The sequence below is a fragment of the Daejeonella sp. H1SJ63 genome, assembly GCF_029360775.1.
Taxonomy (GTDB): domain Bacteria; phylum Bacteroidota; class Bacteroidia; order Sphingobacteriales; family Sphingobacteriaceae; genus Daejeonella.
Genome location: NZ_JARKMZ010000028.1, coordinates 312400 through 337757, shown reverse-complemented (window position 1 = coordinate 337757; position 25358 = coordinate 312400). Strand labels below are relative to the sequence as shown.

The window sequence follows — 25358 nt, the reverse complement described above, 5'->3', positions numbered from 1 at the left end:
GTTTGTTTAAAGGCATCTGTCCCAGTCTTTCCAAACAGGCTCATACCCTTGCGAAGATATGACCTGTGCAATTTCATGAGCGCTGCGCTCATCAGATATCTCAAATTGTTCCAGAGACTGCGGTTCAACGGCATACCCTCCGGGATTTGTTTTTGAACCGGCACTTATGGAAGTGATGCCCAGTTTAATAATGTTATTCCTGAAATCAGGAGATTCACGTGTAGAGATGGATAATTCCAGTTCTTCATTAAACAAACGATACGCACAGATCAGTTGTACAAGCTCGCGATCATTCATTTCAACCTTAGGTTCCAGCCCCCCGCTGAAAGGCCTTAGTCTTGGAAAGGATAAACTGTACTTGCTTTTCCAGTATTTTTTCTCCAGGTAATTTAGGTGCATGGCGGTAAAAAAAGAATCTGTTCTCCAGTCTTCCAGGCCGATCAGCACGCCTAAACCCATTTTATGTATCTCTGCCTGTCCTAGCCTGTCGGGCGTTTCCAGCCTGTATTGAAAGTTCGACTTTTTCCCTTTAGGATGATGTTTACGGTAATCATCCTGATGATAAGTCTCCTGATAAACCAGCACGGTGTTTAGACCATAGGGTGTTAATTGCTGATAGTCTTCCAAATCAAGCGGCTGCACTTCCATAGAAATATGTGCAAAGTGCGGACGAATTAAGTCAAGTACTTTCTTAAAATAATCAACATGTACTGTTTGGTTTGCTTCGCCGGTCACTAACAGCACATGCTCATATCCCATATCTTTAATGACCGACACTTCCTGCATAATTTCCATCGGAGACAACGTTTTGCGCCTCACCTTATTTTCATAGCTGAAGCCGCAGTAAGTACAGATATTATTACATTCGTTGGAAAGATAAAGGGGAACATACATCTGTATCACTTTACCGAAACGTTTGAGTGTTAATTTCTGGCTGATCTGTGCCATCTGTTCCAGATATGGGGCAGCTGCCGGCGAGATCAGCGCCTTAAAATCTTCCAGGTTTCTTTTTGGATTTTCTAAAGCCCGCTCTACATCAGCACTTGTCTTGGTGTAGATGCTTTGTTTGGTTTCGTCCCAATCACAGGTCTGAAATATGTCCCAAAAACTATTCATTCAAAAAAGAGGTTAAGGGGCTGCTGGCAACAGCATGAGGAACTGACAATGCTAATCTGGCTTCAAATGCTAAGCGCCCTGCTTCAACTGCAAGTTTAAAAGCTCTGGCCATTTGTACCGGATTGCCTGATACCGCTATGGCTGTATTGACTAATACTGCATCGGCCCCAATTTCAAGTGCCCATGCTGCATCAGAAGGAGAACCTATTCCGGCATCCACAATTACCGGAACATTGCTTTGGCTAATGATAATCTCTAAAAAATCAATGGTTTTTAAACCCTTATTGCTCCCAATGGGCGAACCTAAAGGCATTACAGCTGATGTACCCGCATCCTCCAGGCGCTTACACAAAACCGGGTCTGCATGAATATAAGGCAGAACCACAAAGCCCAGTTTAGCCAGCTCCTCCGTTGCTTTTAAGGTTTCAACAGGATCGGGCATTAAATATTTCGGGTCCGGATGTATTTCCAGTTTTATCCAATTGGTCTCCAATGCTTCACGCGCTAACTGAGCTGCGAATACCGCTTCCCTGGCATTGCGCACCCCTGATGTGTTTGGCAATAAATTCAGATTCGGATGCTTCAAACGAATTAATATATCATCATTCTTTTCATTTACATCCACACGCTTAAGGGCAACTGTAACCAACTCAGAGCCTGATGCCAGCAGTGCCTCTTCCATCAATTCAGACGAACTGAACTTACCCGTGCCGGTAAATAACCGGGAATTAAATATTTTATCAGCTATTTTCAACATAATTTCAATTTTTAATCACTTCAGATCCCGTATTACCGACAAGCCGGTAGATAGCTTCAATTGTTTTCTTCTTGTCAGGATTATTTGTTAATGCCCCCGAAATAGCCACACCATATACTTTAGCTTGCATAATTAAAGAAATATCCGGCAATGTAATTCCCCCAATAGCAATTACAGGTATTTTGATATTACTATCAAACATTTGCTGCATAATCAATTTATATCCTTCCAAACCTATTACAGGACTCAGGTTTTGTTTGGTAGTAGTAAACCTGTAAGGTCCAAGTCCTATATAATCGGCTCCCTCATTCACTCTTTGCCTGATATGTTCGAAGGTATTTGCAGTGCCGCCGATAATCATCTCTTTACCAATTATTTCCCTGGCTTTTGCAATTCCCATATCATTAAGCCCTAAATGCACCCCATATGCTCCCGATTCAAGGGCAATATGAGGATGGTCATTAATGATCAATCTGGCCTTATACTTTTCGCAAAGTTTAGCTGCTTCAAGGGCAGATTTTAAGATCACAGATTCAGGCTGATTTTTAATCCTTAACTGTATCCATCCGCAACCTGCATCAAGGGCATTTTTAATTGCATCGAGCTGAGAGCTGGTTTCCTTCCCCTGAGAAATATAGTGTAACTTATCAATCATAATTATGCTTTATGGTATCCTAATAGTGTTGGGTTACTGTTCAGATATTCTTCGATATATAATTTTGCTTTCTTACAGGCCTCCAGCAGTGGAAAACCCAGGGCCAGGTTAGATGCTATTGCTGAAGATAAGACACAACCCGAACCATGCTTAGAGTATAAAGAAATATTTGCCGGTGTAATTTCATAAAAATCATTCCTTTCGAACAACAGGTCCTGAGCATGATTTTTATCATTATGGCCACCCTTCAGCAGTACCGGGCAATATTCAGCCCATGTTCGGGCAGACGATATCACATCCTGACTCCCGCCTAAGAATTGCATTTCCGCAAGATTGGGTGTAACCAGGTCAATTTTCTTAAGAGATTGTTTTAATATTGACTGGTCTGTATTCCAGTTATTGAGCTCGTAGCCGGCACTTGCTTTCCAAACAGGATCTAATACTATTTTGATTTCAGGATTATTTGATTTAAGAAAGGATATTACTTCAAATAATACCTCAGGATTTTGAATCAGGCCAATTTTACATGCCTTAATGTCAAATTTTGAAACCAATGGTTTAAGCTGTTTTATAATGAAAGCAGGTTCCATCCACTCCATTGCTAAAAAATCAGAATCATTTTGAACCGTCCATACCGTGGAAACACCAAATCCATAAACCCGATGCTGTTCGAATGTTTTCACATCCGCCATCAGTCCTGCACCTGCGCTTGGGTCAAAACCGGCAATACTGACTACGTATGGGCGCTCCTGATACATTGTTGTATGATTTTAAAATTTTCCAACGCTTGTCCATCATTTTTCCAGATACTGCCCAAAATTGCTGCTCCGTCAAAATTCATTTTTTTTATACTATCAATGTGCTTTGCCTCGATGCCGCCTATGCCAATAATCAGGGGTGAAGACTCCCTGTTGTTAAGTTTAAATCCCGGCGGTAAAACACTTTTGTAGCCTTGCTTTGAAATACTATTGTAAACGGGCCCGAAAAAAACATACTGATATTCATTTAAGGAAGCTAATAAGGACAGATCATGCACAGAGGTGCTTAATATAAATCCATTGTTGATAAGCCCTTCCAACGTATTATCTTTCAATTTGCCCCGCTCATTTTCAGTATAGTGCAGGCGCTTTATTCCAAACTCCTCTGCCAAACAATGGTGCTGATGCAATGAAAGGCGGGGATAATAGTTTGGTTCTATACCGGCAATCAATTTTCTTACCTGTTCCCCAGTATCTGCCGGCTTGCGTATATGAAAGTATTCCAAACCCGATTCAAATAGTTTGTTAATGATTTTGGTTTCGTCATTCACCTGATCCGGGCTTGAAATAATAATCAGCTCCATTATTTACAGATAGATCTCACTGCCTTTTTGCTTAAACTCATTCGACTTTTCTTCCATTCCTTTTGAAAGGGCATCCTTATCCTCGAGTCCTTTGTCTTTAGCATAATCTCTCACATCCTGGCTAATCTTCATAGAACAAAAATTCGGCCCGCACATGGAACAGAAATGGGCAATTTTAGCACCATCAGCAGGCAAGGTTTCATCATGAAACTCTTTAGCTGTATCCGGATCAAGTGAAAGATTAAACTGGTCTTCCCATCTGAATTCAAAACGGGCTTTACTTAAAGCATTATCCCGGTATTGTGCACCCGGGTGACCTTTAGCCAGATCTGCAGCATGAGCTGCAATCTTATATGTGATAACCCCATCTTTTACATCTTTTTTATTAGGCAATCCCAGATGTTCCTTAGGTGTTACATAACAAAGCATAGCTGTACCGAACCAGCCGATCATAGCAGCCCCAATAGCCGATGTAATATGGTCGTAACCAGGGGCAATATCGGTAGTCAGCGGACCAAGGGTATAGAAAGGCGCTTCAGAACAATGCTGCAATTGCTTTTCCATATTTTCCTTAATCAGGTGCATAGGAACGTGCCCCGGCCCCTCGACTATTGTTTGAACATCATGTTTCCAGGCAATTTTAGTCAGCTCCCCCAGAGTTTCCAGTTCGGCAAACTGCGCGGCATCATTAGCATCAGCAATACAACCCGGCCTTAATCCATCGCCAAGAGAGAAGGATACATCGTAAGCCTTCATGATTTCACAGATATCTTCGAAATGTGTATAAAGAAAATTTTCTTTATGATGCGCAAGACACCACTTGGCCATGATAGATCCACCCCGTGAAACAATACCGGTTATACGTTTTGCCGTAAGCGGAACATATCTCAGTAATACACCGGCATGTATGGTGAAATAATCCACACCCTGTTCAGCCTGTTCAATTAATGTATCCCTAAACAGTTCCCAGGTAAGATCTTCGGCTTTACCATTCACTTTTTCAAGCGCCTGGTAAATTGGAACTGTACCAATGGGCACCGGAGAGTTACGAATGATCCACTCCCTGGTTTCATGTATATTTTTCCCGGTAGACAGGTCCATTATCGTATCTGCACCCCAGCGGCAGGCCCAAACAGCCTTTTCAACCTCTTCTTCGATGCCTGATATAACCGCAGAGTTTCCAATATTAGCATTAATTTTAACCAGAAAATTACGGCCGATAATCATTGGCTCAATTTCAGGATGGTTAATGTTTGAAGGGATTACAGCCCGTCCTGATGCTACTTCCTGCCTTACAAATTCAGGTGTTATATATCCTTTTGGTGTATTGGCTCCAAAACTATGCCCCGGATGCTGATGGGCCATCACATCATACTGGCCCTTAAGCTGTTCTTTTAGCAGATCAATGCGCTGATTCTCCCTGATGGCAATGTATTCCATTTCCGGAGTTATAAGCCCTTTTTTGGCATAATGCATCTGGGACACATTCATACCGGCTTTTGCACGATAGGGTTTACTGATATGGGCAAACCTGAGAGCATCCAAATTTTTATCACCAGCACGCTGCTGACCATACTCAGATGAAATATGATCTAACTGTTCTACATCGCCGCGTTTTAAAATCCATTGTTCACGAAGACGGGGTAAACCCTTTCTGATATCTATTTCAACATTTGAATCTGTGTACGGACCGCTGGTATCATAAATGGTTACAGGCGCATTTGGCTCTGTTTCTCCAAATCTTCCATGTAATTTAGTATCGCTTAAGCTAACCTCACGCATGGCAACCTGTATATCATGTATCTGTCCTTTAACAAATACTTTACGTGAGGAAGGAAAGGGAGTGCAACTGATTGCTTGTTCTCCTGGTATATTTTCGTTTTTCATCCGTTTATTTTTTTGCTTTTTAAAGGTGATGAACCTGCCTACGGTAGGCGGGCCTGCCTGCGGCAGGCCTGCATGCCTTCAGGCATGGCGATCATGATTTAATAATCATACCCCTGCGGGTTTTGGCAAAATCATGTGCGCTTCATCTGTATATAATTTGTTTTTTAAGATTATCCGCCCTGGGTTGCCTTAATCAGAATGATTTGATCACCCACTTTCAACAGGTACGTTTCCCAGTTGGTCTTAGGAATAATTATTTCATTAACAGCTATAGCTATGCCCTTTATGGGTTGCTGAATGACAACAGAAAGCAGTTGCTGCAGTGAGCAATGTTCAGTTACGGAATAACTTTGTTGATTTACGGTAATTTCCATCCTATCTGGCAATATTTAACAATAGGAATGGTCCTGTTTTAAGGAATGGAAAACAAATCGAATTTGTTCTACTTTTCCCTTCGGCAGTACTAACTGCATCAGGTTCAAAGGGTCTTTCTCAGCACAAGGCACCCCTAAAGTTTTTGTAAATGTAAAAAATTAAAAGATAATTGTAAGAAAAAGATTCTCTGTTGTCAGGAAAAGTAATAAAACAAAGATTTACCGAGCCGGAAGATTTATCGCCTGATCAGAAACCTGTGAACATTCTATAAAAATTGCAGCTCCATGTACATCTATGGCGCATTCCGAAAGCTTCTGCAATAAACCCTTAAAATTTACCCCCTTTTACTATCAGCCTTTTCTTCGGTCAGCTATGCACTTTTGAATAAATAATTTTGATAATATTTAAAATGTAATTAATTTGTTACTAAACAACTAAACTAATTTAAAATGAAAAAAACACTTGCACATCACTGGCAAATGAAGGTCGGTGGATTTGTTTTAGCTTGCGTATTTAGTGCAAATCCAGTCAATCCTGCTTTTGCTGCGTTTAATGTTAAAATGAATACCACGAGTTATCTTGCAAATGCTAAAATTTTTAACAGTATAGTAACCTGGCCCATTTCCGGGCGTGTTACTTCCACTGACGGCGAACCATTACCTGGAGTAACGGTATTAGTTAAAGGAACTACCACAGGTGTTACTACCGACATGGATGGAAAATACACTATAAATGTACCGGAAACTGCAGGCACTCTGGTATTTTCCTTTATCGGATTCATCTCGCAGGAAAAAACCTTTAGTGGACGCGGGACGGTAAATATTACCATGAATCCCGATTCTAAATCACTTCAGGAAGTGATAGTAACTGGTTATAACTCACAGGCGAAAAAAGATATTACCGGCGCCGTTACAACCGTCTCGGCAAAAGATTTACTATCGGCACCGGCTACCAACGTGGCGCAGGCTTTGCAAGGCAGAGCCGCTGGAGTTACCGTGGGCAATGAAAATAGCCCGGGTGGAGGCGCCATGGTTAGGGTACGCGGTTTTGGCACCATCAACGATAACTCGCCCTTGTATGTTATTGATGGTGTACCAACCAAGGGAAATCTGAATACACTGAACCCGAACGATATCGAGTCGATGCAAATCCTGAAGGATGCATCCTCGGCCTCTATCTATGGTGCCCGGGCGGGTAATGGGGTAGTTATCATAACCACTAAAAAAGGTAAAAGTGGCGAACCTAAAATTACATTTGACACGTATTATGGTACTCAGCAGCGCGGAAAAGTGCTCGACCTGTTAAATACCAATGAACTGGCTCAACTTACCTGGGAAAGTGAAAAGAATAAACTTATTAGTAGTGGCAAACCCGATCTTAACCCTTCCAATCCTCAGTATGGCAATGGTACACAGCCGGTAATTCCTGATTTTATTTTTCCTACCGGAGCATTTGCGAACGATCCGCGGGTGGCGGCTGCCAATTATACAAACAACATTGATGATCCGGCATTTAATAAAACTAAATTTTTGATCACCCCGGCCAATAAAGAAGGTACTCGTTGGATGGAAGAGATTTTCCGGCCAGCGCCAATGCAGAACTATCAAATAGGTGCGGCTGGTGGCACAGATAAGGGTGTGTATGCGTTTTCTGTTAATTACCAAAACCAGGACGGTATTCTGAAGGAAACCTATTATAAGCGTTACTCCATACGAGCAAACACAGAATTTAAAGTAAAAAACCGGATACGCATAGGAGAAAATATGCAGATAGCTTTGGGTGAGCGGGTCGGTCAGGTAGCTGGTAATAATAACGAAAGCAATCCTATTTCTATGGCTTACCGGATGCAGCCGATAATTCCGGTTTATGACATAAATGGCAATTTTGCAGGCACCAAGGGTGGCGGCCTGGGTAATTCACGAAACCCTGTAGCATTACTTGTACGTGGCAAGGATAATAAAAACGAAGATGTTCGCTTATTTGGCAATGCATTCGCCGAAATAGATGTGCTAAAGAACCTGGTAGCCCGCACAAGTTTTGGTGTGGATTATAATTTATATAATAACAGGACCTTCACCGTGCGTGATATAGAATCGGCTGAGGCTGCTCAAACAAATGGTTTAAGTACCAATAATGCTTACGATCGTAACTGGACATGGTCGAATACCCTAACCTATAATACAACATTCAGAGAACGTCACCGCCTTAATGTTTTAGGAGGTGCCGAATCCATTAAAGCTTATGGTGAGAATTTCTTCGGCAGCCGGAGTGGTTTTTTTGTAGATGACCTGAATTTTCGTTATTTAAATGCAGGTGCTCTGGCGCCGGCTAATGGCGGAGGCGCTTACGACTGGCGTTTGTTTTCTTATTTTGGTAAGCTGAACTATTCTTACAATGATAGATATCTTCTGGAAGGAACCGTTCGAAGGGATGCCTCTTCACGTTTTGCTCCTAAATTCCGGAATGCTGTTTTCCCTGCACTAAGTATTGGCTGGCGTATCACCGAGGAAAAGTTCATGGAGGGTCTCTCTTTTATTAGTGATCTTAAATTGCGTGCCGGCTGGGGACAAACCGGTAACCAGGAAATAGGCAACTATAACTTTGCCTCTACTTTTGAATCTAATTCTGACCGTTCTAACTACGACATTAATGGTACCCGCAATTCAGTAGTAATCGGTTATGACCGGAACCAGTTTGGTAATGCCAATGCCAAATGGGAAACCACCAGCAGTACCAACATAGGTTTTGATGCTGCATTATTAGAGGGACGTTTTGACATCATTTTTGACTGGTATACCCGTACCACTACTGATATGCTGTTTCCTGTTGAAGTTCCGCTAACCCAGGGTATAGCTGTTAATCCTTTTGTAAATATCGGCGAGATGAATAATAAAGGAGTTGATGTCGGTATTAATTACAATGGCACTGCATTTTCCAAACAGCTAAAGTTTAGTGTTGGAACTAATTTCTCGACCTACCGGAATTTAGTAGTTAAAACCAATGGTGATCCAAAGACCATTTATACCGGCTTTGGGTTGCGCATACCGGCCGTAACAGCTACACAGCAGGGCAGTCCTCTTTCTTCTTTCTACGGATATACAATTGATGGTATTTTCCAGACAGATGCTGAAGCGGCAGCCCACGCCAAGCAACGCAATGGTGTAGATAACATAGCCGGCCGTTTTAAATTCCGCGATGTGAATAGCGACGGAATAATTAATGCCGCTGACCAGGGCTTTATAGGTAACCCTCATCCCGATTTTGCTTATGGATTGAACCTGAATGCTTCGTTTAAAAATTTCACCTTTACGGCCTTTGCTCAGGGTGTGCAGGGCAATCAGTTGTTTAATTATGTGCGTTACTGGACCGATTTCCAGACTTTCCAGGGAAATCGCAGTACGCGTATGCTATACGACTCCTGGCGGCCGGGCAAAACCGATGCCAAATTGCCTATGCTGCTTTCCGGCGATGCTGCCAGCAGCGTACCATCTTCTTACTTCCTTGAAGACGGCTCGTACCTGCGAATCAAAAATATCCAGTTAGGATATAACCTGCCTTTACGTTTGATCTCGAAAGCAGGTATGAGCACTGCTCATATATACATTCAGGGACAAAATCTCTTTACTTTCACTAAATATACAGGTCTTGATCCTGAAATTAATCTCAGAGGTTACGGAGATGGCAACGACCGGCAACTCGGCGTAGATGAAGGTGCTTATCCTACAGCTAAAAATATTCTGTTTGGAGTAAATGTTAGTTTTTAATAAATTTTAGATAATAGAAAAATGACTAAGAAAATATTTAGCCTGGCCGCATTATTTGTTGCCGGCTCTTTACTCACGGCCTGCGATGATTCATTTTTGACAACCAAGCCTAAAGGGGTGATCAATCAAAAAGCGTTGGAAACTAAACAAGGCGTTGACGCTTTGCTCATTGGAGCGTACTCATTGCTGGATGGAGTTGGTTCAGGTAATACCTCATGGCATAGCGCTGTTACTAACTGGGTTTATGGCGCCGTAGCTTCTGACGATACCTATAAAGGTACTGATGCAGGTGACCAACCCGAAATCACCTTCATTGAAACCTATAACTGGTTACCTACCAATACTCATTTCCGGGGCAAATGGCGCCATGTGTATGATGGCGTAGCGCGTTGTAATGATGTATTGCAGGTGATGGCCAATGCTACAGACATGACCCAGGCAGAAAAAGCGCAGGTTACAGCTGAAGCCCGTTTTCTAAGGGGACATTATCATTTTGAAGCCAAAAAAATGTGGAATAAAGTACCTTACATCGATGAAAAGATCTATGATCCCAGCAATCCTGAAAGCACCAAAATTCCTAATACTGAAGACATTTGGCCAAAAATAGAAGCTGATTTTAAAGCGGCTTACGATGTATTGCCAGTAAATCAAGCTCAAAAGGGACGGGTTACTAAATATGCTGCTGCTGCTTATCTTGCTAAAGCCTATTTATTTCAACGCAAGTATGCCCTTGCCAAACCGCTTCTGGATGAAATAATAGCCAGTAATAAATACACTCTGGTTCCATTATTTTTCGATAATTATAATGCGGCCACTAATAATAATGCCGAATCTATTTTTGAAGTGCAGATGTCGGTAAACGATGGCTCCCCCGGTGGTAATAACGGCAATAACGGTAATATCCTGAATTATCCCTACACCGGTCCTTGGAATTGCTGTGGTTTTGAGCAGCCAGCTCAAAATCTGGTGAATGCCTTCCAGACCTCCAATGGTTTACCATTACTGGATACCTATAACAATACGGATGTAAAAAATGATGAAGGTTTAAGTTCAACTGATCCTTTTACACCGCACACAGGCCCATTGGATCCCCGTCTGGATCATACTGTTGGTCGCAGGGGTATTCCTTATCTGGATCATGGTATTCATACAGGTAAACCATGGATTCGCGATCAGGCTTATGGAGGCCCTTATTCTCCTAAAAAAGCCGTATGGTCGAAAGGCTTTTCCCATGCAACTAACAGAAATAATTCTAATAATTATCGCATGATACGCCTGGCACACGTTTTATTATGGCGTGCAGAAGTGGCTGTAGAAGAAAATGATCTGGAAAAAGCGCGAACCATGATAAACCTGGTGCGAACCCGGGCAGCAAACCCAGCTGGATTTGTCAAAATGCCCGATGGCACTCCCGCCGCTAATTACGTGATAAGTACCTACCAGATCCCATTTACTGACCAGATATCAGCCCGTAAAGCAGTACAGTTTGAAAGCAGGCTGGAATTTGGAATGGAAGGTCACCGGTTTTTTGATCTGGTACGCTGGGGCATAGCTGACCAAATTTTAAACACCTATGTGGCTAAAGAAAAAATAAAACGGACATATTTAAACGGCGCTACATTTAAAAAAGGGCTGAATGAATATTATCCTATTCCACAGGCGGAAATTATTAACAGTACAGTGGGCGGTAAGAATATCTTAATTCAGAATCCCGGGTATTAATTTGAATATTTTAAGAGAGGGCTTGCTTATAAAAAGGCAAGCCCCCTCTTAGTTATAACATATTGTAAGGATCAATTTTTGATTATTTGAAGCTTTTATTTACCTATTAAATCTCATCATTATCTAATGCTGACTGGTTCTTTCTGATTATTTATGGCAACCAGGGTAAATGTTCCTGAAATTGCTTTTTGCCTGTAGTCTGAGTACATTTCTTCAACATAAATCTCCACCAGCACTTTCAAGCTGGTGTTACCTATATGAATAACCCTGCCGATTAGTTCTACGATAGTGCCGGAAGGTATAGGCTTAGTAAAATCAATCCGGTCCGAAGCTACTGTAACCATCTTTTTCCTGGCAAAGCGTGTCGCAGTAATGAATGCTACTTCATCCATCAGATGCATGGCTGTTCCGCCAAATAAGGTATCATAATGATTGGTGGTATTAGGAAAAACAGCCTTAAAAAGCCGTGTTTCAGAATTATGGATCTTTTCTTCAATTGTCATAATTGGTATGATAATATGCCGTACGAAATTAATCCGTACGGCATAATGATATTAATGTATCGTTATACTGTTTTCAAAGAGTGCTCTGGCTTGCCTGGCGGCATTCACCATATGCATCAGGGCTTCCTTTGTTTCCGGCCATTTCCTGGTTTTCAACCCGCAATCAGGATTTACCCATAAATTTCTGACCGGTAATATGGCTGCTGCTTTTTCCAGCAGGTCGACCATTTCCCCGACAGCAGGCACCCTGGGCGAATGAATATCGTACACTCCGGGACCAATTTCATTAGGATATTTAAAATCAGAAAATGCTTCCAGCAGCTCCATTTGTGAGCGAGAGGTTTCAATGGTGATCACATCTGCATCCATTGCAGCAATATGTTCAATAATGCCGTTAAACTCACTGTAGCACATGTGTGTATGGATCTGAGTTTCATCGCGAACACCGCTGGCCGATATCCTGAATGCCTTCACAGCCCAATCGAGATATGCTGCCCGTTCTTTCTTCCGCAAAGGAAGACCTTCCCTAATTGCCGGTTCATCGATCTGAATGATCTTTATTCCAGCATTTTCTAATGCGATCACTTCATCTCTGATCGCCAGCGCAATCTGGTTTGCAGTTTCAGACCGGGGTTGATCATTCCTCACAAAAGACCATTGAAGTATAGTTACAGGGCCCGTAAGCATTCCTTTCATAGGCTTATCTGTATTTGCCTGGGCAAAACTGCTCCATTTAACGGTCATATCTTCCGGGCGGCTTACATCGCCATATATAACCGGAGGTTTTACACAACGGCTTCCATAACTTTGTACCCAGCCATTTTTGGTGAATAGAAATCCATCCAATTGCTCGCCAAAATATTCTACCATGTCATTCCGCTCAAATTCGCCATGTACCAGTACATCCAGACCGATCTCCTCCTGCCAGCGAATGGCCTCAATAGTGGCATTTTTTATGGCTTCGTCATATTGAGAAGATGTTAATTCACCTTTTTTAAGTCTCGCCCTTAACTGGCGGATATCATCTGTTTGAGGAAAGGAACCAATAGTAGTTGTAGGAAACAGGGGGAACTTAAACTGTTCATCCTGAATCTTCTGACGATCTGTAAAAATACTTAACCGTTGAGCCTGAACATCGGTAATTGCCGCTGTACGTTGTTTAACACAAGGTTTATGAATAAGGTTTGACAAGCGACGGCTTTCAATAGCCAATTTATTGACTTCGAGTAAAGCCTCATTTCCCTCAATAATTTGCCCAATCTCATTGACCTCATTTAGTTTCTGTTTAGCAAATGCCATCCAGTTTTTAACCTCCTCTTCCAGACTGGTTTCCAGGTCAAGGTCAAATGGAGTATGAAGCAGGGAACAACTCGGAGCGATCATCACACGCGATTTGCCAATTGCATTTATAGCTTTACGAATGAGCCCGACAGATTGTTCATAGTCATTTTTCCAGATATTCCGGCCATCAACAACACCAAGTGACAGGGTCAACTTTTCTGGCACGTGACGAAGAACGAAATTCAGTTGTTCAGGAGCTCTGACCAGATCGAGGTGAATTGCGTTTACGGGAAGATCCAATGCCCATTCTGTATTTTCGGTTAACCCTTCAAAATAAGTTGCTATCAATATTTTTAGTCCGGGACATTGTTTATTAATCTCGCGATAAGTATATATAAAAGCCTCTTTATCCTTTTCAGAGAGGTCGAGCGTTAAGAAAGGCTCATCTAATTGCACCCATTCTGCTCCATAACCTTTAAGGCTCTTCAGTATCTCAATGTACACCGGGAGCAATTTTTTGATCAGATCAATTTTTTCAAATCCGGTCTCTTTTTCTTTACCAAGCAGAAGGTAAGAAACAGGGCCTATTAATACCGGCTTTGGCACTCTGCCAATGAATTGTTTTGCAGCAATGAACTCTGCAAATAGCTTTTGCGAAAAAACCCTGAATGGCTGCTTTGCAGTAAATTCAGGTACTATGTAATGATAGTTCGTATCAAACCACTTGGTCATTTCCATAGCGGTAATATCCAGGCCATCCTTCTGGTATCCGCGGGCCATTGCAAAATACAGATCAAGTTCTGAATTGCCCTTTACCGAAGTAACAACAGGGTTATATCTCTCCGGAATAACTCCCAGCAATAAAGACATGTCGAGTACCTGGTCGTAAAAGCTAAAGTCGTTACAGGGAATAAGATCAATACCGGCATCCTGCTGTGTAGTCCAGTTTTCTTCTTTTAACTTCCTTGACGTGACAAGGAGGTCTTCTTTGCCGGTTTTGCCTGACCAAAAGGATTCACAGGCTTTTTTCAGTTCACGGTGGGCACCTGCACGAGGATATCCCAGATTGTTTTTGAGCATACGCATAAAACTTTTTTAAACATTAATGAAAATTAATGTTCCTTACGTTTTCGGTACACTTTCGGGAATTGTAATAAAAGGCAGAAGACTACACAGAAAAATATATTCCTGTATAAACTTCATCTTTGACTACAGCTTTTTACGCGAAAGCATGGTCTGGCAGTGAGGCAAGTATCCTGGCTTGTAACAGTGTTACCGTCCTTCTCATTCGCCTCTGGCGGACAATGGACAGTGTTTGGCAACACTTTTTGAGTTACTTACAGTTGCGCGACAGCCCGTGATTTACACACGGTTCCTGTTTTAATTCTTCAGTTTCTAAAGAAACCTGACTGCTGAAAATAAAGTAAAGAACTTTGCGCAAATATAGAGCATAAGTTTAAGATTTCAGAAATAAACGATATTCTTCCTTCAATTCATTCAGGCAGCGGGCACAGAGGCATCCCTCAAAGCATTCGCTCACATACTGCATCTCATTCAAATTCAGCTTTACAATACTGCACTGACATTTACTGAAAGCATTGGCTTTATACTCTAATAAATCAAAAAAAAATAAAATCACTCTTGCATAATGACATATCTTTATTAACTTTGAAATAAAAAGTACTTTTAAATGAAAAAGGAAAAGGATTATATTCAGGATATTGCTGAGATCCGCTCGATGATGGAGCGGTCTTCCAAATTTCTTTCGCTTTCGGGCTGGGCAGGTATCATGGCAGGTATTTATGCATTAGCAGGAGCTCTGGCAGCTTATAAGATTTATGATTTCAATCCGGGCACAATCGGGAATAGTATTAATTCAGAAAACTCATCATACCCTGATCTTTACTTTATCGTTCTGTTAGCTCTAATCATATTAATCCTGGCTTTGGGTACTGCTGTTTATGTTTCTTACAGAGCAGCTAATAAGCGTGAAGAAAAGCTTTGGAATACTACTTCGAAACGACTTCTGATGAATATGACTATACCGCTCATTGCAGGTGGAATTCTCATCCTGATTTTGATATCTAAAGGAATGATCGCTTATGTTCCCCCTATTTCATTATTATTTTATGGCCTTGCGCTTTACAGCGGAGGAAATTTTACCTATCAGGAAGTTAGAGTAATGGGTCTTGTTCAGATATGCTTAGGACTAATCAGCTCGTACTTCGTAGAATATGGCTTAATATTCTGGGCTTTAGGCTTTGGAGTAATTCATATTATTTATGGCATTTATATGCAATACAAGTACGAAAAGTGAAAATATTAATTGAAGGTTTACATAAAGCATTCGAGAGCAGGATCAGACTGGGTATTATGTCTGCACTGGCTGTAAATGATATGCTTGATTTTAATTCACTGAAAGAATATCTGGATCTGACGGATGGGAATCTTGCAAGTCATTTGAAAGCTCTGGAAAAAGAGAACTTTATTGGAGTAAAAAAATCATTTGTAGGCAAAAAACCCAATACCAAATACTTTATGACAACAGAAGGTGTACAGGCATTTGATGATCATCTTAAAGGTCTGGAAAGACTAATCAAATCACAAAAATAGTTAAATAATTACAAGCCTTGAAACATACACAGAATAAAAATATTATTATCCTTAAGCCCTGAGACTGACTTATTTTTTTATTCTTACACTTTGAAAAACAAAGTTCTTTCCAAAAGTGTTCATTATTATAGAATATCAGAAAAAAGAAAAATAACTCAGGATTTATACCAAATCAGCAATTAATGGATTAAAAAATCCGAACCCATAATGAATAGATATTAAAAAACATAGAACATGAAAAATGAAATATTAGCTCATTTAAATGAACCCGGACAACTTGAAAAGTTGTACCGGAATAATAAAACAACCTTCAGACGGGAATTCAGCAAATTATATCCTGAGATTAAGGGCAATGCGCTTGCTGATTTCTGGAATGAAAGACTGAGTTACGAAAGTGATGAGATTAAAACAGGTACTAAAAAAGAGATAATCTTTATCATCATTGCTTCTCTTCTGGCGGGGTTGATTGCAAAAATACCGGCAATATTCTCAATCGAAGAGGAGTTTTTCTATTCCAGAAATATTGGTTTTATCATTTTCCCTGCCCTATCAGCATATTTTGTCTGGAAGAACAAATTATCAAAAGAGAAAATTGCAGGTATAATCGTTGCAACTATTACCGGACTGGTTTTCATTAATTCATTACCCAATGTAAAGGATAGTGATACCCTTATTTTATCCTGCATTCATTTAGTCCTATTTCTGTGGTCGATATTAGGTTTTACTTTTGTTTCCGGAACCGCCAATAACGATGACAGGCGTCTCGGCTATTTAAGATATAACGGCGACCTGATCGTGATGACAACGCTTATCCTCATAGCAGGCGGAATCATGACCGGCGTAACTTTAGGCCTTTTCTCACTGATCGGCTTGGAGATTAAGCAATTCTATTTTAATTATTTCGGAATTTTCGGACTTGCCGCTGCTCCAATTATCGGCACCTACCTCACACAAACGAATCCTCAGCTGGTTGGTAAAGTTTCGCCGGTAATTGCCCGAATATTTAGTCCTCTGGTATTAGTCATGCTTGTCATTTATCTGACTGCGATAATATATTCAGGAAAAGACCCATACAATGACCGGGAATTCTTACTCACATTTAATGCTCTCTTAATAGGTGTAATGGCCATAATTTTCTTTTCGCTTGCAGAAACGTCCAAAACATCCCGAAGCCATGCAGAAATCTGGGTTCTCCTGCTGCTCTCGCTTATAACCATTATTATTAATGGCATTGCACTGTCTGCAATTCTTTTCAGGATCTCAGAATGGGGCATCACGCCTAACAGAACAGCAGTTTTGGGCAGTAATGTTTTGATTTTAATAAATCTTGTGCTGGTAACCCGACAGCTTTACAGGGTAATTTTCAATAAGATGAGCATTAACGAGGTGGGTAAAACCATTACCTTCTATCTGCCTGTTTATGTCTTATGGACAATAATCGTCACCTTTTTATTCCCTTTAATTTTTGGAGTAAAATAAAGGCTGATACCTTAAACCCGGATAAGATTTTTGCAAAAACATGCACCTGCTCAAAAAACTGTTAAAATACAAATGATTAATACAGCGATTATCATCTTGTTTAGCAAAAAATAAAGTTGAAATTACTCATAAAAAGAACGCCTTCCGGTTAGAAGGCGTTCTTTAATACCAAAAATCAATAACTTTTAGCGGGATGCCGCTGGAGTTGGCCCAACCGGCTGTGCTATTCCATTCAGATCGTAAACAATGTTACCCGACCTGAGTGTCATCTCAGTTTGCAGTCTTTTAGTACCGGCAAACTTACCGCCTCTTACCGGCCAACCAAACTTGCCTTCATTAATTTTAAATATGGCAATATCAGCCACAGATCCCTGCGACAGATTTCCAAGCTCTTCACGCTTGATTACTTTGGCAGGATTCCAGGTACTTGCGGCTATAACATCTTTAAGCGGCATTCCCATAGCCATAAACAAACCCATGATATTATCCATTGTTTTCATTGGTCCGTTCATACTGCCTGTATGAAGGTCGGTACTGATTGTATTTGGATAAAACCCGGCTTTGATAGCAGGAACACCCTGATTATAAAGGAAACTTGCCCCTCCAAAACCAACATCGAAAATCACTCCTCTCTCTCTGGCTTTGTACACAAAAGGTTTTACCTTGCCATTCATATCTACAATTGATTCTCTGCCATTCGGGCTATCGGTACCATTACCGCCGAAAGTATGAGTATAAATATCGCCGGAGCGGAATTTCACGTTAAATAATGAATCAAGTGGCAGAAACGGATCTGCAGAACCGAAATCGACCATAATTGGAATATTAGCTAACCTTCCTGCTTCAATTGCACGATCAGTAGGTACCCAGGTACGACCTGAAAAGTGTGCAAGTTTAACCCCTACAATATCATTTGGATACTTTTTAGCCATTTCAGCTGTTTTCTGCGGATCCATTTCATCGATATTATTTTCACCATCTCCATCCATTCCGGTTCCTACAATGTTCAGCATGGTCAGTACCCTGGTTTGTGAAGCATCAATTGTCTGTTTTTTATAAAGCTCAAAATCTCTCCATCCCGGACTACCCGCATCAACAACCGTTGTTACACCGGTACGAAAGGTAAATCCATCTGCGGGTAAAGATGCTTTAGCATTTTTCAGATAACTTCCATCGTGGCCCCAGAAGAAATGCACATGAATATCGATCAGTCCCGGACTTACATATAAGCCTTTAGCATCAATGATCTGATCTGCCAGATCAGGGTTAATACTTTTTGCTACCAATGCAATCTTTCCTTCTGTAGCAGGAACTGCCGGACGGGCAGGCATTGCCGGGCGTGCAGGACGACCATTCTGAGCAGGACGTGCAGGAATTTCAGGACGGGCAGCCTGTGCACGGGTTCCTGCAGTAACCGCAATATCCATTACCTCATTGATATTGTTTTTCGGGTCAATCACATGACCACCTTTAATGATATAACTATAAGGCTTACCTGATTTAGTTCCGGACTGCTGAGCCCATGAACTTATCCCAAGTGTAAACAATACAGCTAATAAAACTAGCTTTTTTCTCATTTGATGATTTTTTTAATAATTACTGAAATATAGAAAAATACTCACGGCCCGACAACCTGAGGGGAAGTCATTGAATGATCAATCCCAAAAACAATCGCATAATATTAAGATAATCAGATAAATACGCAACAATAACGAGTATGTAACAATCACATGATTGGATATAATTTTCAAACACTCCTGCGGGACTGTTGCTTTGCTCTCCATCAATCTGTCATTCTGTTCTACAGAATTCAGTATTTAAGTCAGACGACAAATCGAAGCCTGCTGCCAGGCTTGTTAACCAAATAGTCCGGTCAAATTATGCCTAAAGTATAGCATAGAGATAATTATTTTATTTTTTCATATATAGTCTATGGATTTAGTAGATTTTAATTATAATTGCAAAAAAACAGTCTATAACTTTTAAAAGGTATTATGAAAAAAACAATACTCATCAGAAAGATTCCAAATTCAATGTTTCATGTGCACCTAAAAAACTGTACATACCGCTGTTGTGGTTCAACTACTGCCTCTACTCTATTCTCCATTTAATCATTTCAAACCCTATAAAATATTACATAATGAACCATTTATCTTACAAGTTAAAATATTTAATCTTAGTACTTTTCCTGATTCAAAGTATATCTACATTCGCTCAACAGGTAATCACAGGTGTGGTTACAGATACCAAGGGCTTGCCTCTTCCCGGCGCAACTATAGCCGTAAGAGGAACTACTATATTTACAAAAGCAGATTCAACAGGTCAGTTCAAACTCAGTGTAAGTCAGGAACCTCCATTTTTTATCAGAGCCACTTTTGTTGGCTTCAAGCCTCAGGATTTCCAGATCTTAAAATTTGAAAAGACCGCTCTGCAGTTAACCCTTGTAGATGATGCACTGCTTGAAGAAATTGTAGTTACTTCAAGACGTCGCTCAGAAGTATTGCAGGATGTCCCGATTCCCATCTCAGTAGTAGGCCGCTCTCAAATTGAAGAATCTGGTTCATTCAACGTAAGCAGAGTGAAAGAACTGATTCCTTCTGTCCAGATGTATACATCCAATCCAAGAAATACAGGTGTTAATATAAGGGGAATAGGCTCACCGTTCGGCCTTACAAACGATGGTCTTGATCCGGGTGTGGGGTATTATGTTGATGGAGTGTATTATGCACGACCTGCAGCAGCCACCCTCGATTTTATAGACATTGATCGCATTGAAGTATTACGGGGACCTCAGGGAACTTTGTTTGGTAAAAACACCAGTGCCGGAGCTTTTAATATCGTAACCCGCAAGGCCAGCTTTACTCCTGATTATAGTTTTGAGACCAGTTTTGGCAATTATGGATATATTCAGACCAAAGCCTCTGTTACTGGCCCTTTAAGCCAAAAAATTGCTGCACGCCTTTCATTTTCAGGTACGCAGCGAAATGGCTTGATTGAGAATGTACGAACCGGAAAATACACTAATGATATTAATAACCTTGGTTTTCGCGGTCAGTTGCTCTATAAACCTAATGACAATACCTTCATTACGCTGGCAGCAGATGCCTCTGATCAGCAACCTGATGGCTATGCTCAGGTAGTAGCCGGAGTTGTACCTACTAAACGCCCGGCTTACCGCCAGTTTGATGCCATCATTGCAGACCTTAACTATACTCTTCCCAGCCGCAATGCTTTCGACCGTAAAATAGATCATGACACCCCATGGAATTCGGGAAATGAGCTGGGCGGCATTTCACTGAATGCTGAAACTAAATTAGGTCCCGGCACACTCACATCCACTACTGCATGGCGCTACTGGAACTGGGATCCATCAAATGACCGCGACTTTACTGGTTTGCAGGCCCTGGCAAAATCACAAAATCCTGCAGAACATCGTAACTGGTCCCAGGAAGTGCGCTATGCAGGTCAGCTGACAGAGAAATTAAGCGGTGTTGTCGGTTTATTTTATATCGATCAGGAAGTTAAAATTAACGGCACGGAAGAATCAGGTTCAGCTCAGTGGCGTTTTTCACAAAGCTCAACCAGCAACCTATGGAGAACTCCCGGTCTTTTTGAAGGCTACGGCATCTATACAAATGCTTCCATCAAATCACAAAGTGCAGCCGCATTTGCAAGTATTGATCTTGAAATAGCCAAAGGCTTTCATGTCATGCCCGGAGTTCGCTACAATTTTGATCAAAAAAATGTAGACTACAACAGAGTTGCAAAAGGTGGTCTTCAGACTACTGATCCTGCATTACTTGCACTCAAGAATGGAGTATATAACAGTCAGTCGTACGTAGCTGATGCAGACGAACAGAATTTTACATATTCTCTCACCGCAGCTTACAGACCAGGTAGCAGACTTAATGCTTTTGCTACTTATTCTACCAGTTTTAAACCGGTGGGCGTTAATGTTGCAGGTCTGCCTACAGTAAATGGTGCAGCAGCTACTGATCTTGCAGTTATAAAACCTGAGGACACAAAACACTATGAACTTGGCATTAAAACTACACCGGCTGACAACTTTACGTTAAACTTTACATTCCACAACTCAGATATCAAAGACTACCAGACAAATGTTCAATCACCTCAATTAGGTGTAAACCGGGGTTATATTGCCAATGCTGAGAAAGTGAATGTTAAAGGACTTGAATTAGACGCAAGTATCAGGTTTAATCAAAATTTCTCATTTTATGCTGCAGGCACCTATACAGATGCTAAATATGTACGCTTCACCAATGCTCCTCTTCCACTTGAAGAAACAGGTTTAACTGTAAATGGAGTTCAGGTTGCATTTAAGGATATTTCGGAAGGAGACTTGCCGGGTATTTCAAAATGGGCTGGTTCATTAGGTACTGAATATGCTACCCCGGCAAAGTTCTTCAAAAGAGATGCAAAATTCTTTACTGCCTTTGATGCATATTACCGCTCTTCTTTCTCTTCGAGTCCTTCGCCTTCAGCATATTTGAATATTGATGGCTATACTCTAGTCAACGCACGAATTGGTTATAAAGCAGTCAAAGGTTTATCTGCCTATGTTTGGGGACGTAACCTGTTTAATAAAGACTATTTCGAACAATTACTACCGGCAGGTGGCAATGCAGGTCATTATGCCGGGGTTCTTGGAGATCAAAGAACCTACGGACTAACGCTTAAGTACGCATTCTAAGTGCAATTGGACAGAGAACGAAAAAAGACAGAACATCTAAGTCTACATAAAAAAGCAACAGGTTAATTCCTGTTGCTTTTTATATGCATAGCAAATACTACGGCGATTCATTTATTAATTATCAATTAAAAAGGGTTGTATCTACCCTATGCCTCATTCTGCAAGTACATTCACCGTATAGCAAACCAACTTATTACCCAAAGGTACTCCCTGAGATGTTTTAATATCACCCAGCAACAGCTCATAAACATAGCCTGGCTTCAGAGTATTAAGTGTAACAATTACTTCCTTCCTATCGGTGGAAAGTTTAACCGCAGTGACAGGTACCACCTGCACATCAACCTGGTCAGAGCCATACTTTTTATGGTAATTATAGTAATAATGCCTGAACTTATAATTAGCAGGATCTGAAGCAGATGTTATATCAAGCGGCTGAGTAAACTTAAGCTTAAAGCCAGTCTTAGTCAGACTCATACTGTAAATTTCTGCAGGCAGCTTCCCGTTAAACACAATTCGTTGAATTCCTTTTGAACCTGCCCAGCCATGCTCAGCCTGACCAACCCATAAACTCCCATCAGGAGCAAAAGCCAGGCGGTTATTTCCTTTCCTTAAGCCATTCCCGTCTATAAATGGAATACAAGCGCCCTGAATTACTCCGGCAACTTCTTCAAGCATCACCCTCACAATTCTGGCACTGTTCATTTCCCCGATAAACATTTGTCCGGCAAAAGGCCCGAATTTACCCTTTGTAGCATCACTTACAGGCTGAGTCGGAGAATTTGCCATAATCCCATGAGGAAACAAAACACTTGCTTTGGTACGCATACTATCGAGTTTCTCTACCGGGAAAGTCAAGGGATTTTCACCTTTCCATGATTTCTTCCATACCAATGCCGAAGGATGTCCGTAAAAATTACCTTCCTGTACATGAAACAAAGTACTTGTACCCACCCAATCACCCTGATTATCCGTAGCAAATAAATTTCCTTTAAGATCAAATCCAAGCCCATTTGGTGAACGGAATCCACTTGCATAGGGAATCAATTTGCCTTGTGGTGTCAGCTTCATAATCCATCCTCGATATGGAACCGGTGAAAACATTTGTCCCTTTTGCTTCATCGTTGTTGAATCAAGTACTCCCCTGACCTCTTTCAAAATACCACCACCCGATGATGCAGAATTGAGACCAATAAACAGATTCCCATTTTTGTCTTTTACAGGTCCGTAGTTAAACTCATGATAATTACCCGATATCCCGAATTCATCAGTCACAGTTTCATATAAATCGGCCTTTCCGTCTCCATCCAAATCTTTGATACGGGTCAGTTCCGGGCGTTGCATCACAATAAATTCAGAATGACTTAGCGGTAAAATCCCCAGCGGCTCCTGTAAGCCTTCTGCGAATAATTTCCACTTTTTTGTTTTTGGATAATAAAGCATCACCTCTCCTCTGAGGAAACAAGTCACCAAAGTACCATCCGGCAAAAATTCAATGGCTCCCACCTCTGCACTAAGCCCTTCGGGCATGCTGATAGATTCAACTGAATAGGAAGAACCAGGTAGTTTATTCTGGGCACTGGCCCCCATGATGATACTTCCGGAAATCTGAAGTAATACGCATAAAAGCGTTCCTGATAGTAGTCTCATAATGCCCCTCCATTCTTTGTCATACTTATTGTAAACTGTCTTGCCCCTGCAGGACTCAGTTCCAATTTACCGTCAGATAATTTACCTCCTGAAAATGCATAATCTATACCGTCATCAGGGCTGAAAACAAACCAAACGCTTTGATTTGCCTTTGGAATTCTGAAGGTTCTCAGCAAACCTGAGCCATCTGTCTTTTCCTTAATCAGTTCATATACATCAATACCATTAATCAGATAATGAAACTCAGGGTAGCGGTTTATTAACTTGTACCCTTTAAACTGAACCTCCGGAATGTTCCCCGGACTACCTGTCCGGAGTGGATATTCAGTTTTATCCCTGTAAAAAATCTGGCCAAGGTTCCTGGCAACAGCTTGTCTGTGACCGGCCCACAGTTCTTTCATATCCAGAAACTCCCCTGAGGTGGCATAACGTAAACGACATTCCCCTGCATCCCAGAAATAAGATAAACGTTGAGGAAGTCTTACCGCAATGGCTGCCGGACCTGAATCCTGAATAAAAGTACGGTACAAATACGGTGGCACATCTTTATACGGGTGAGATTGCATCAAATGAGCGCTATGACCTGCTGTGCTTCCCTTATCCATTTCCATTCTGCGGTTGGGCGGTATATTCTGATCATCCTTCAAAGGAGGCATAGCCTCCTCAGTAACATACATAGCTCCATACATGATAAAACCATGGCCGGGATAAGTGCATACAAAAGGATAAATTCCAGGCTTTTCAGGCACCGTAAATGTTATGGTCATGCTCTCGCCCGGAGATATAACAGGAATCGACCATAGCACCGAAGGAAGTTGTGGTATATAACTCAATGCTATCCCCTTTTCACCTAATTTCAAAGCCGCATCTACCACTTCCATCCGCGCACCCGGTTTGGTAATCAGCAGATTGTGGCTCATATCATCGGCATTGCTAAAGATCAGCTTTACTTTTGCTCCGGGTTTAACATTGAAGCGCACCACATCAAATTGCATTCCTGCAATGGCCTTAATAGAAACGGTAGTTACTGAATCATTCGGTTGATTTGCACGTAACTGTAGGTGAAACAGGAAAAGAAATAATAACAGGTTAATAGCTTTCATTATTTTACAGCTACAAAATTTGTACATGAATGTATATCAACGAGATCAGGCATTTCTTTATAGGCGTTAATCCATGAAACCCCTCATCTCTTGTTTTGAAAACAACTGATCACAAGGCATTATCAAAAGAAGGCTTACATTCCATCATTCTAATTCATACGAATATCTGACCTTAAAACCAATAAAAATTATTGATTATCAACCAATTATGCCATAATCTGAAAATTAATTTCTTTAAATCAAACTCTCAAATTGATTTTTCAATATATCAATTTGTTTGATCATTTTGATAATGATGCAGGTAAGGAATATAGAATCAGGAAAGTAATAAATTAGCTTAAAGCAGAATACCCTTTTCTGTAAAGGGCAAAAAAAAACTCCGCTGACACGGGTCGGGAACCTG

The 25358-nt window shown here is 41.1% G+C and carries 18 protein-coding genes and 2 riboswitches; of the genes, 6 read left to right on the top strand and 12 right to left on the bottom strand.

Annotation, left to right across the window (positions count from 1 at the left end):
- Positions 1 to 6: 6 nt before the first annotated feature.
- The 7 genes from thiH to thiS form a co-directional block, all read right to left on the bottom strand.
- Positions 7 to 1116: a 2-iminoacetate synthase ThiH gene (gene thiH / locus P2W72_RS09375; RefSeq protein ID WP_276361337.1), complete on the bottom strand. Its 1110-nt coding sequence runs from the start codon at positions 1114 to 1116 to the stop codon at positions 7 to 9.
- Positions 1109 to 1873 carry a thiazole synthase gene (locus P2W72_RS09370; protein WP_276361334.1) on the bottom strand — a complete coding sequence of 255 codons (765 nt, stop codon included), beginning with the start codon at positions 1871 to 1873 and terminating at the stop codon, positions 1109 to 1111. Before P2W72_RS09370 ends, thiH begins: the two co-directional genes overlap by 8 nt.
- Positions 1874 to 1877: 4 nt before the next feature.
- On the bottom strand, positions 1878 to 2528 hold the full coding sequence (locus P2W72_RS09365) for a thiamine phosphate synthase (protein WP_276361332.1): 651 nt from the start codon (positions 2526 to 2528) through the stop codon (positions 1878 to 1880).
- Between the two features lie 2 nt (positions 2529 to 2530).
- Positions 2531 to 3286, bottom strand: a complete 756-nt coding sequence (locus P2W72_RS09360) for a hydroxymethylpyrimidine/phosphomethylpyrimidine kinase (RefSeq protein ID WP_276361329.1) — start codon at positions 3284 to 3286, stop codon at positions 2531 to 2533.
- On the bottom strand, positions 3262 to 3870 hold the full coding sequence (locus P2W72_RS09355) for a thiamine phosphate synthase (protein ID WP_276361327.1): 609 nt from the start codon (positions 3868 to 3870) through the stop codon (positions 3262 to 3264). Before P2W72_RS09355 ends, P2W72_RS09360 begins: the two co-directional genes overlap by 25 nt.
- 3 nt (positions 3871 to 3873) lie before the next feature.
- Positions 3874 to 5757, bottom strand: coding sequence for a phosphomethylpyrimidine synthase ThiC (gene thiC / locus P2W72_RS09350; protein WP_276361324.1), 1884 nt, complete (start codon positions 5755 to 5757; stop codon positions 3874 to 3876).
- A 170-nt stretch (positions 5758 to 5927) separates the two neighbouring features.
- On the bottom strand, positions 5928 to 6131 hold the full coding sequence (gene thiS, locus P2W72_RS09345) for a sulfur carrier protein ThiS (RefSeq protein ID WP_276361321.1): 204 nt from the start codon (positions 6129 to 6131) through the stop codon (positions 5928 to 5930).
- Positions 6132 to 6189: 58 nt separating this feature from the next.
- A riboswitch (TPP riboswitch) is annotated at positions 6190 to 6277 on the bottom strand.
- Positions 6278 to 6581: 304 nt separating this feature from the next.
- On the opposite strand from thiS, the gene P2W72_RS09340 reads away from it, so the two are divergent.
- Positions 6582 to 9896: a TonB-dependent receptor gene (locus P2W72_RS09340; RefSeq protein ID WP_276361319.1), complete on the top strand. Its 3315-nt coding sequence runs from the start codon at positions 6582 to 6584 to the stop codon at positions 9894 to 9896.
- Between the two features lie 21 nt (positions 9897 to 9917).
- On the top strand, positions 9918 to 11618 hold the full coding sequence (locus tag P2W72_RS09335) for a RagB/SusD family nutrient uptake outer membrane protein (RefSeq protein WP_276361316.1): 1701 nt from the start codon (positions 9918 to 9920) through the stop codon (positions 11616 to 11618).
- A gap of 119 nt (positions 11619 to 11737) precedes the next feature.
- On the opposite strand, the gene P2W72_RS09330 is transcribed toward P2W72_RS09335, so the two are convergent.
- A complete protein-coding gene (locus P2W72_RS09330; protein ID WP_276361314.1) occupies positions 11738 to 12121 on the bottom strand; it encodes an acyl-CoA thioesterase in 384 nt (127 codons plus the stop codon).
- Positions 12122 to 12172: 51 nt separating this feature from the next.
- Positions 12173 to 14482: a 5-methyltetrahydropteroyltriglutamate--homocysteine S-methyltransferase gene (gene metE / locus P2W72_RS09325; RefSeq protein WP_346429773.1), complete on the bottom strand. Its 2310-nt coding sequence runs from the start codon at positions 14480 to 14482 to the stop codon at positions 12173 to 12175.
- 148 nt (positions 14483 to 14630) lie between these two features.
- A riboswitch (cobalamin riboswitch) is annotated at positions 14631 to 14826 on the bottom strand.
- Positions 14827 to 15092: 266 nt separating this feature from the next.
- Between metE and P2W72_RS09320 the strand changes: the two genes are divergently transcribed.
- From P2W72_RS09320 to P2W72_RS09310, 3 genes are all read left to right on the top strand, one after another.
- The gene (locus P2W72_RS09320) at positions 15093 to 15719 is read left to right on the top strand and encodes a hypothetical protein (protein WP_276361309.1); all 627 of its coding nucleotides are present in this window, start codon (positions 15093 to 15095) and stop codon (positions 15717 to 15719) included.
- Positions 15716 to 16015: a transcriptional regulator gene (locus tag P2W72_RS09315; protein ID WP_276361306.1), complete on the top strand. Its 300-nt coding sequence runs from the start codon at positions 15716 to 15718 to the stop codon at positions 16013 to 16015. Before P2W72_RS09320 ends, P2W72_RS09315 begins: the two co-directional genes overlap by 4 nt.
- 234 nt (positions 16016 to 16249) lie before the next feature.
- Positions 16250 to 17494 (top strand): hypothetical protein, encoded by a 1245-nt coding sequence (locus P2W72_RS09310; RefSeq protein ID WP_276361303.1) that lies wholly within the window; start codon positions 16250 to 16252, stop codon positions 17492 to 17494.
- A 185-nt stretch (positions 17495 to 17679) separates the two neighbouring features.
- Here the strand turns inward: P2W72_RS09310 and P2W72_RS09305 are convergent, their stop codons facing one another.
- On the bottom strand, positions 17680 to 19071 hold the full coding sequence (locus P2W72_RS09305; RefSeq protein WP_276361301.1) for an amidohydrolase/deacetylase family metallohydrolase: 1392 nt from the start codon (positions 19069 to 19071) through the stop codon (positions 17680 to 17682).
- Between the two features lie 563 nt (positions 19072 to 19634).
- Here P2W72_RS09305 and P2W72_RS09300 point away from each other — a divergent pair.
- Positions 19635 to 22205, top strand: coding sequence for a TonB-dependent receptor (locus P2W72_RS09300; protein WP_276361298.1), 2571 nt, complete (start codon positions 19635 to 19637; stop codon positions 22203 to 22205).
- A gap of 153 nt (positions 22206 to 22358) precedes the next feature.
- Here the strand turns inward: P2W72_RS09300 and P2W72_RS09295 are convergent, their stop codons facing one another.
- Both P2W72_RS09295 and P2W72_RS09290 read right to left on the bottom strand, forming a co-directional pair.
- Complete coding sequence (locus P2W72_RS09295; protein ID WP_276361296.1) at positions 22359 to 23852, bottom strand: PQQ-dependent sugar dehydrogenase; 1494 nt, start codon at positions 23850 to 23852, stop codon at positions 22359 to 22361.
- On the bottom strand, positions 23849 to 24955 hold the full coding sequence (locus tag P2W72_RS09290; protein WP_276361294.1) for a plastocyanin/azurin family copper-binding protein: 1107 nt from the start codon (positions 24953 to 24955) through the stop codon (positions 23849 to 23851). The genes P2W72_RS09295 and P2W72_RS09290 overlap by 4 nt, the downstream gene beginning before the upstream one ends.
- Positions 24956 to 25358 lie beyond the last annotated feature (403 nt).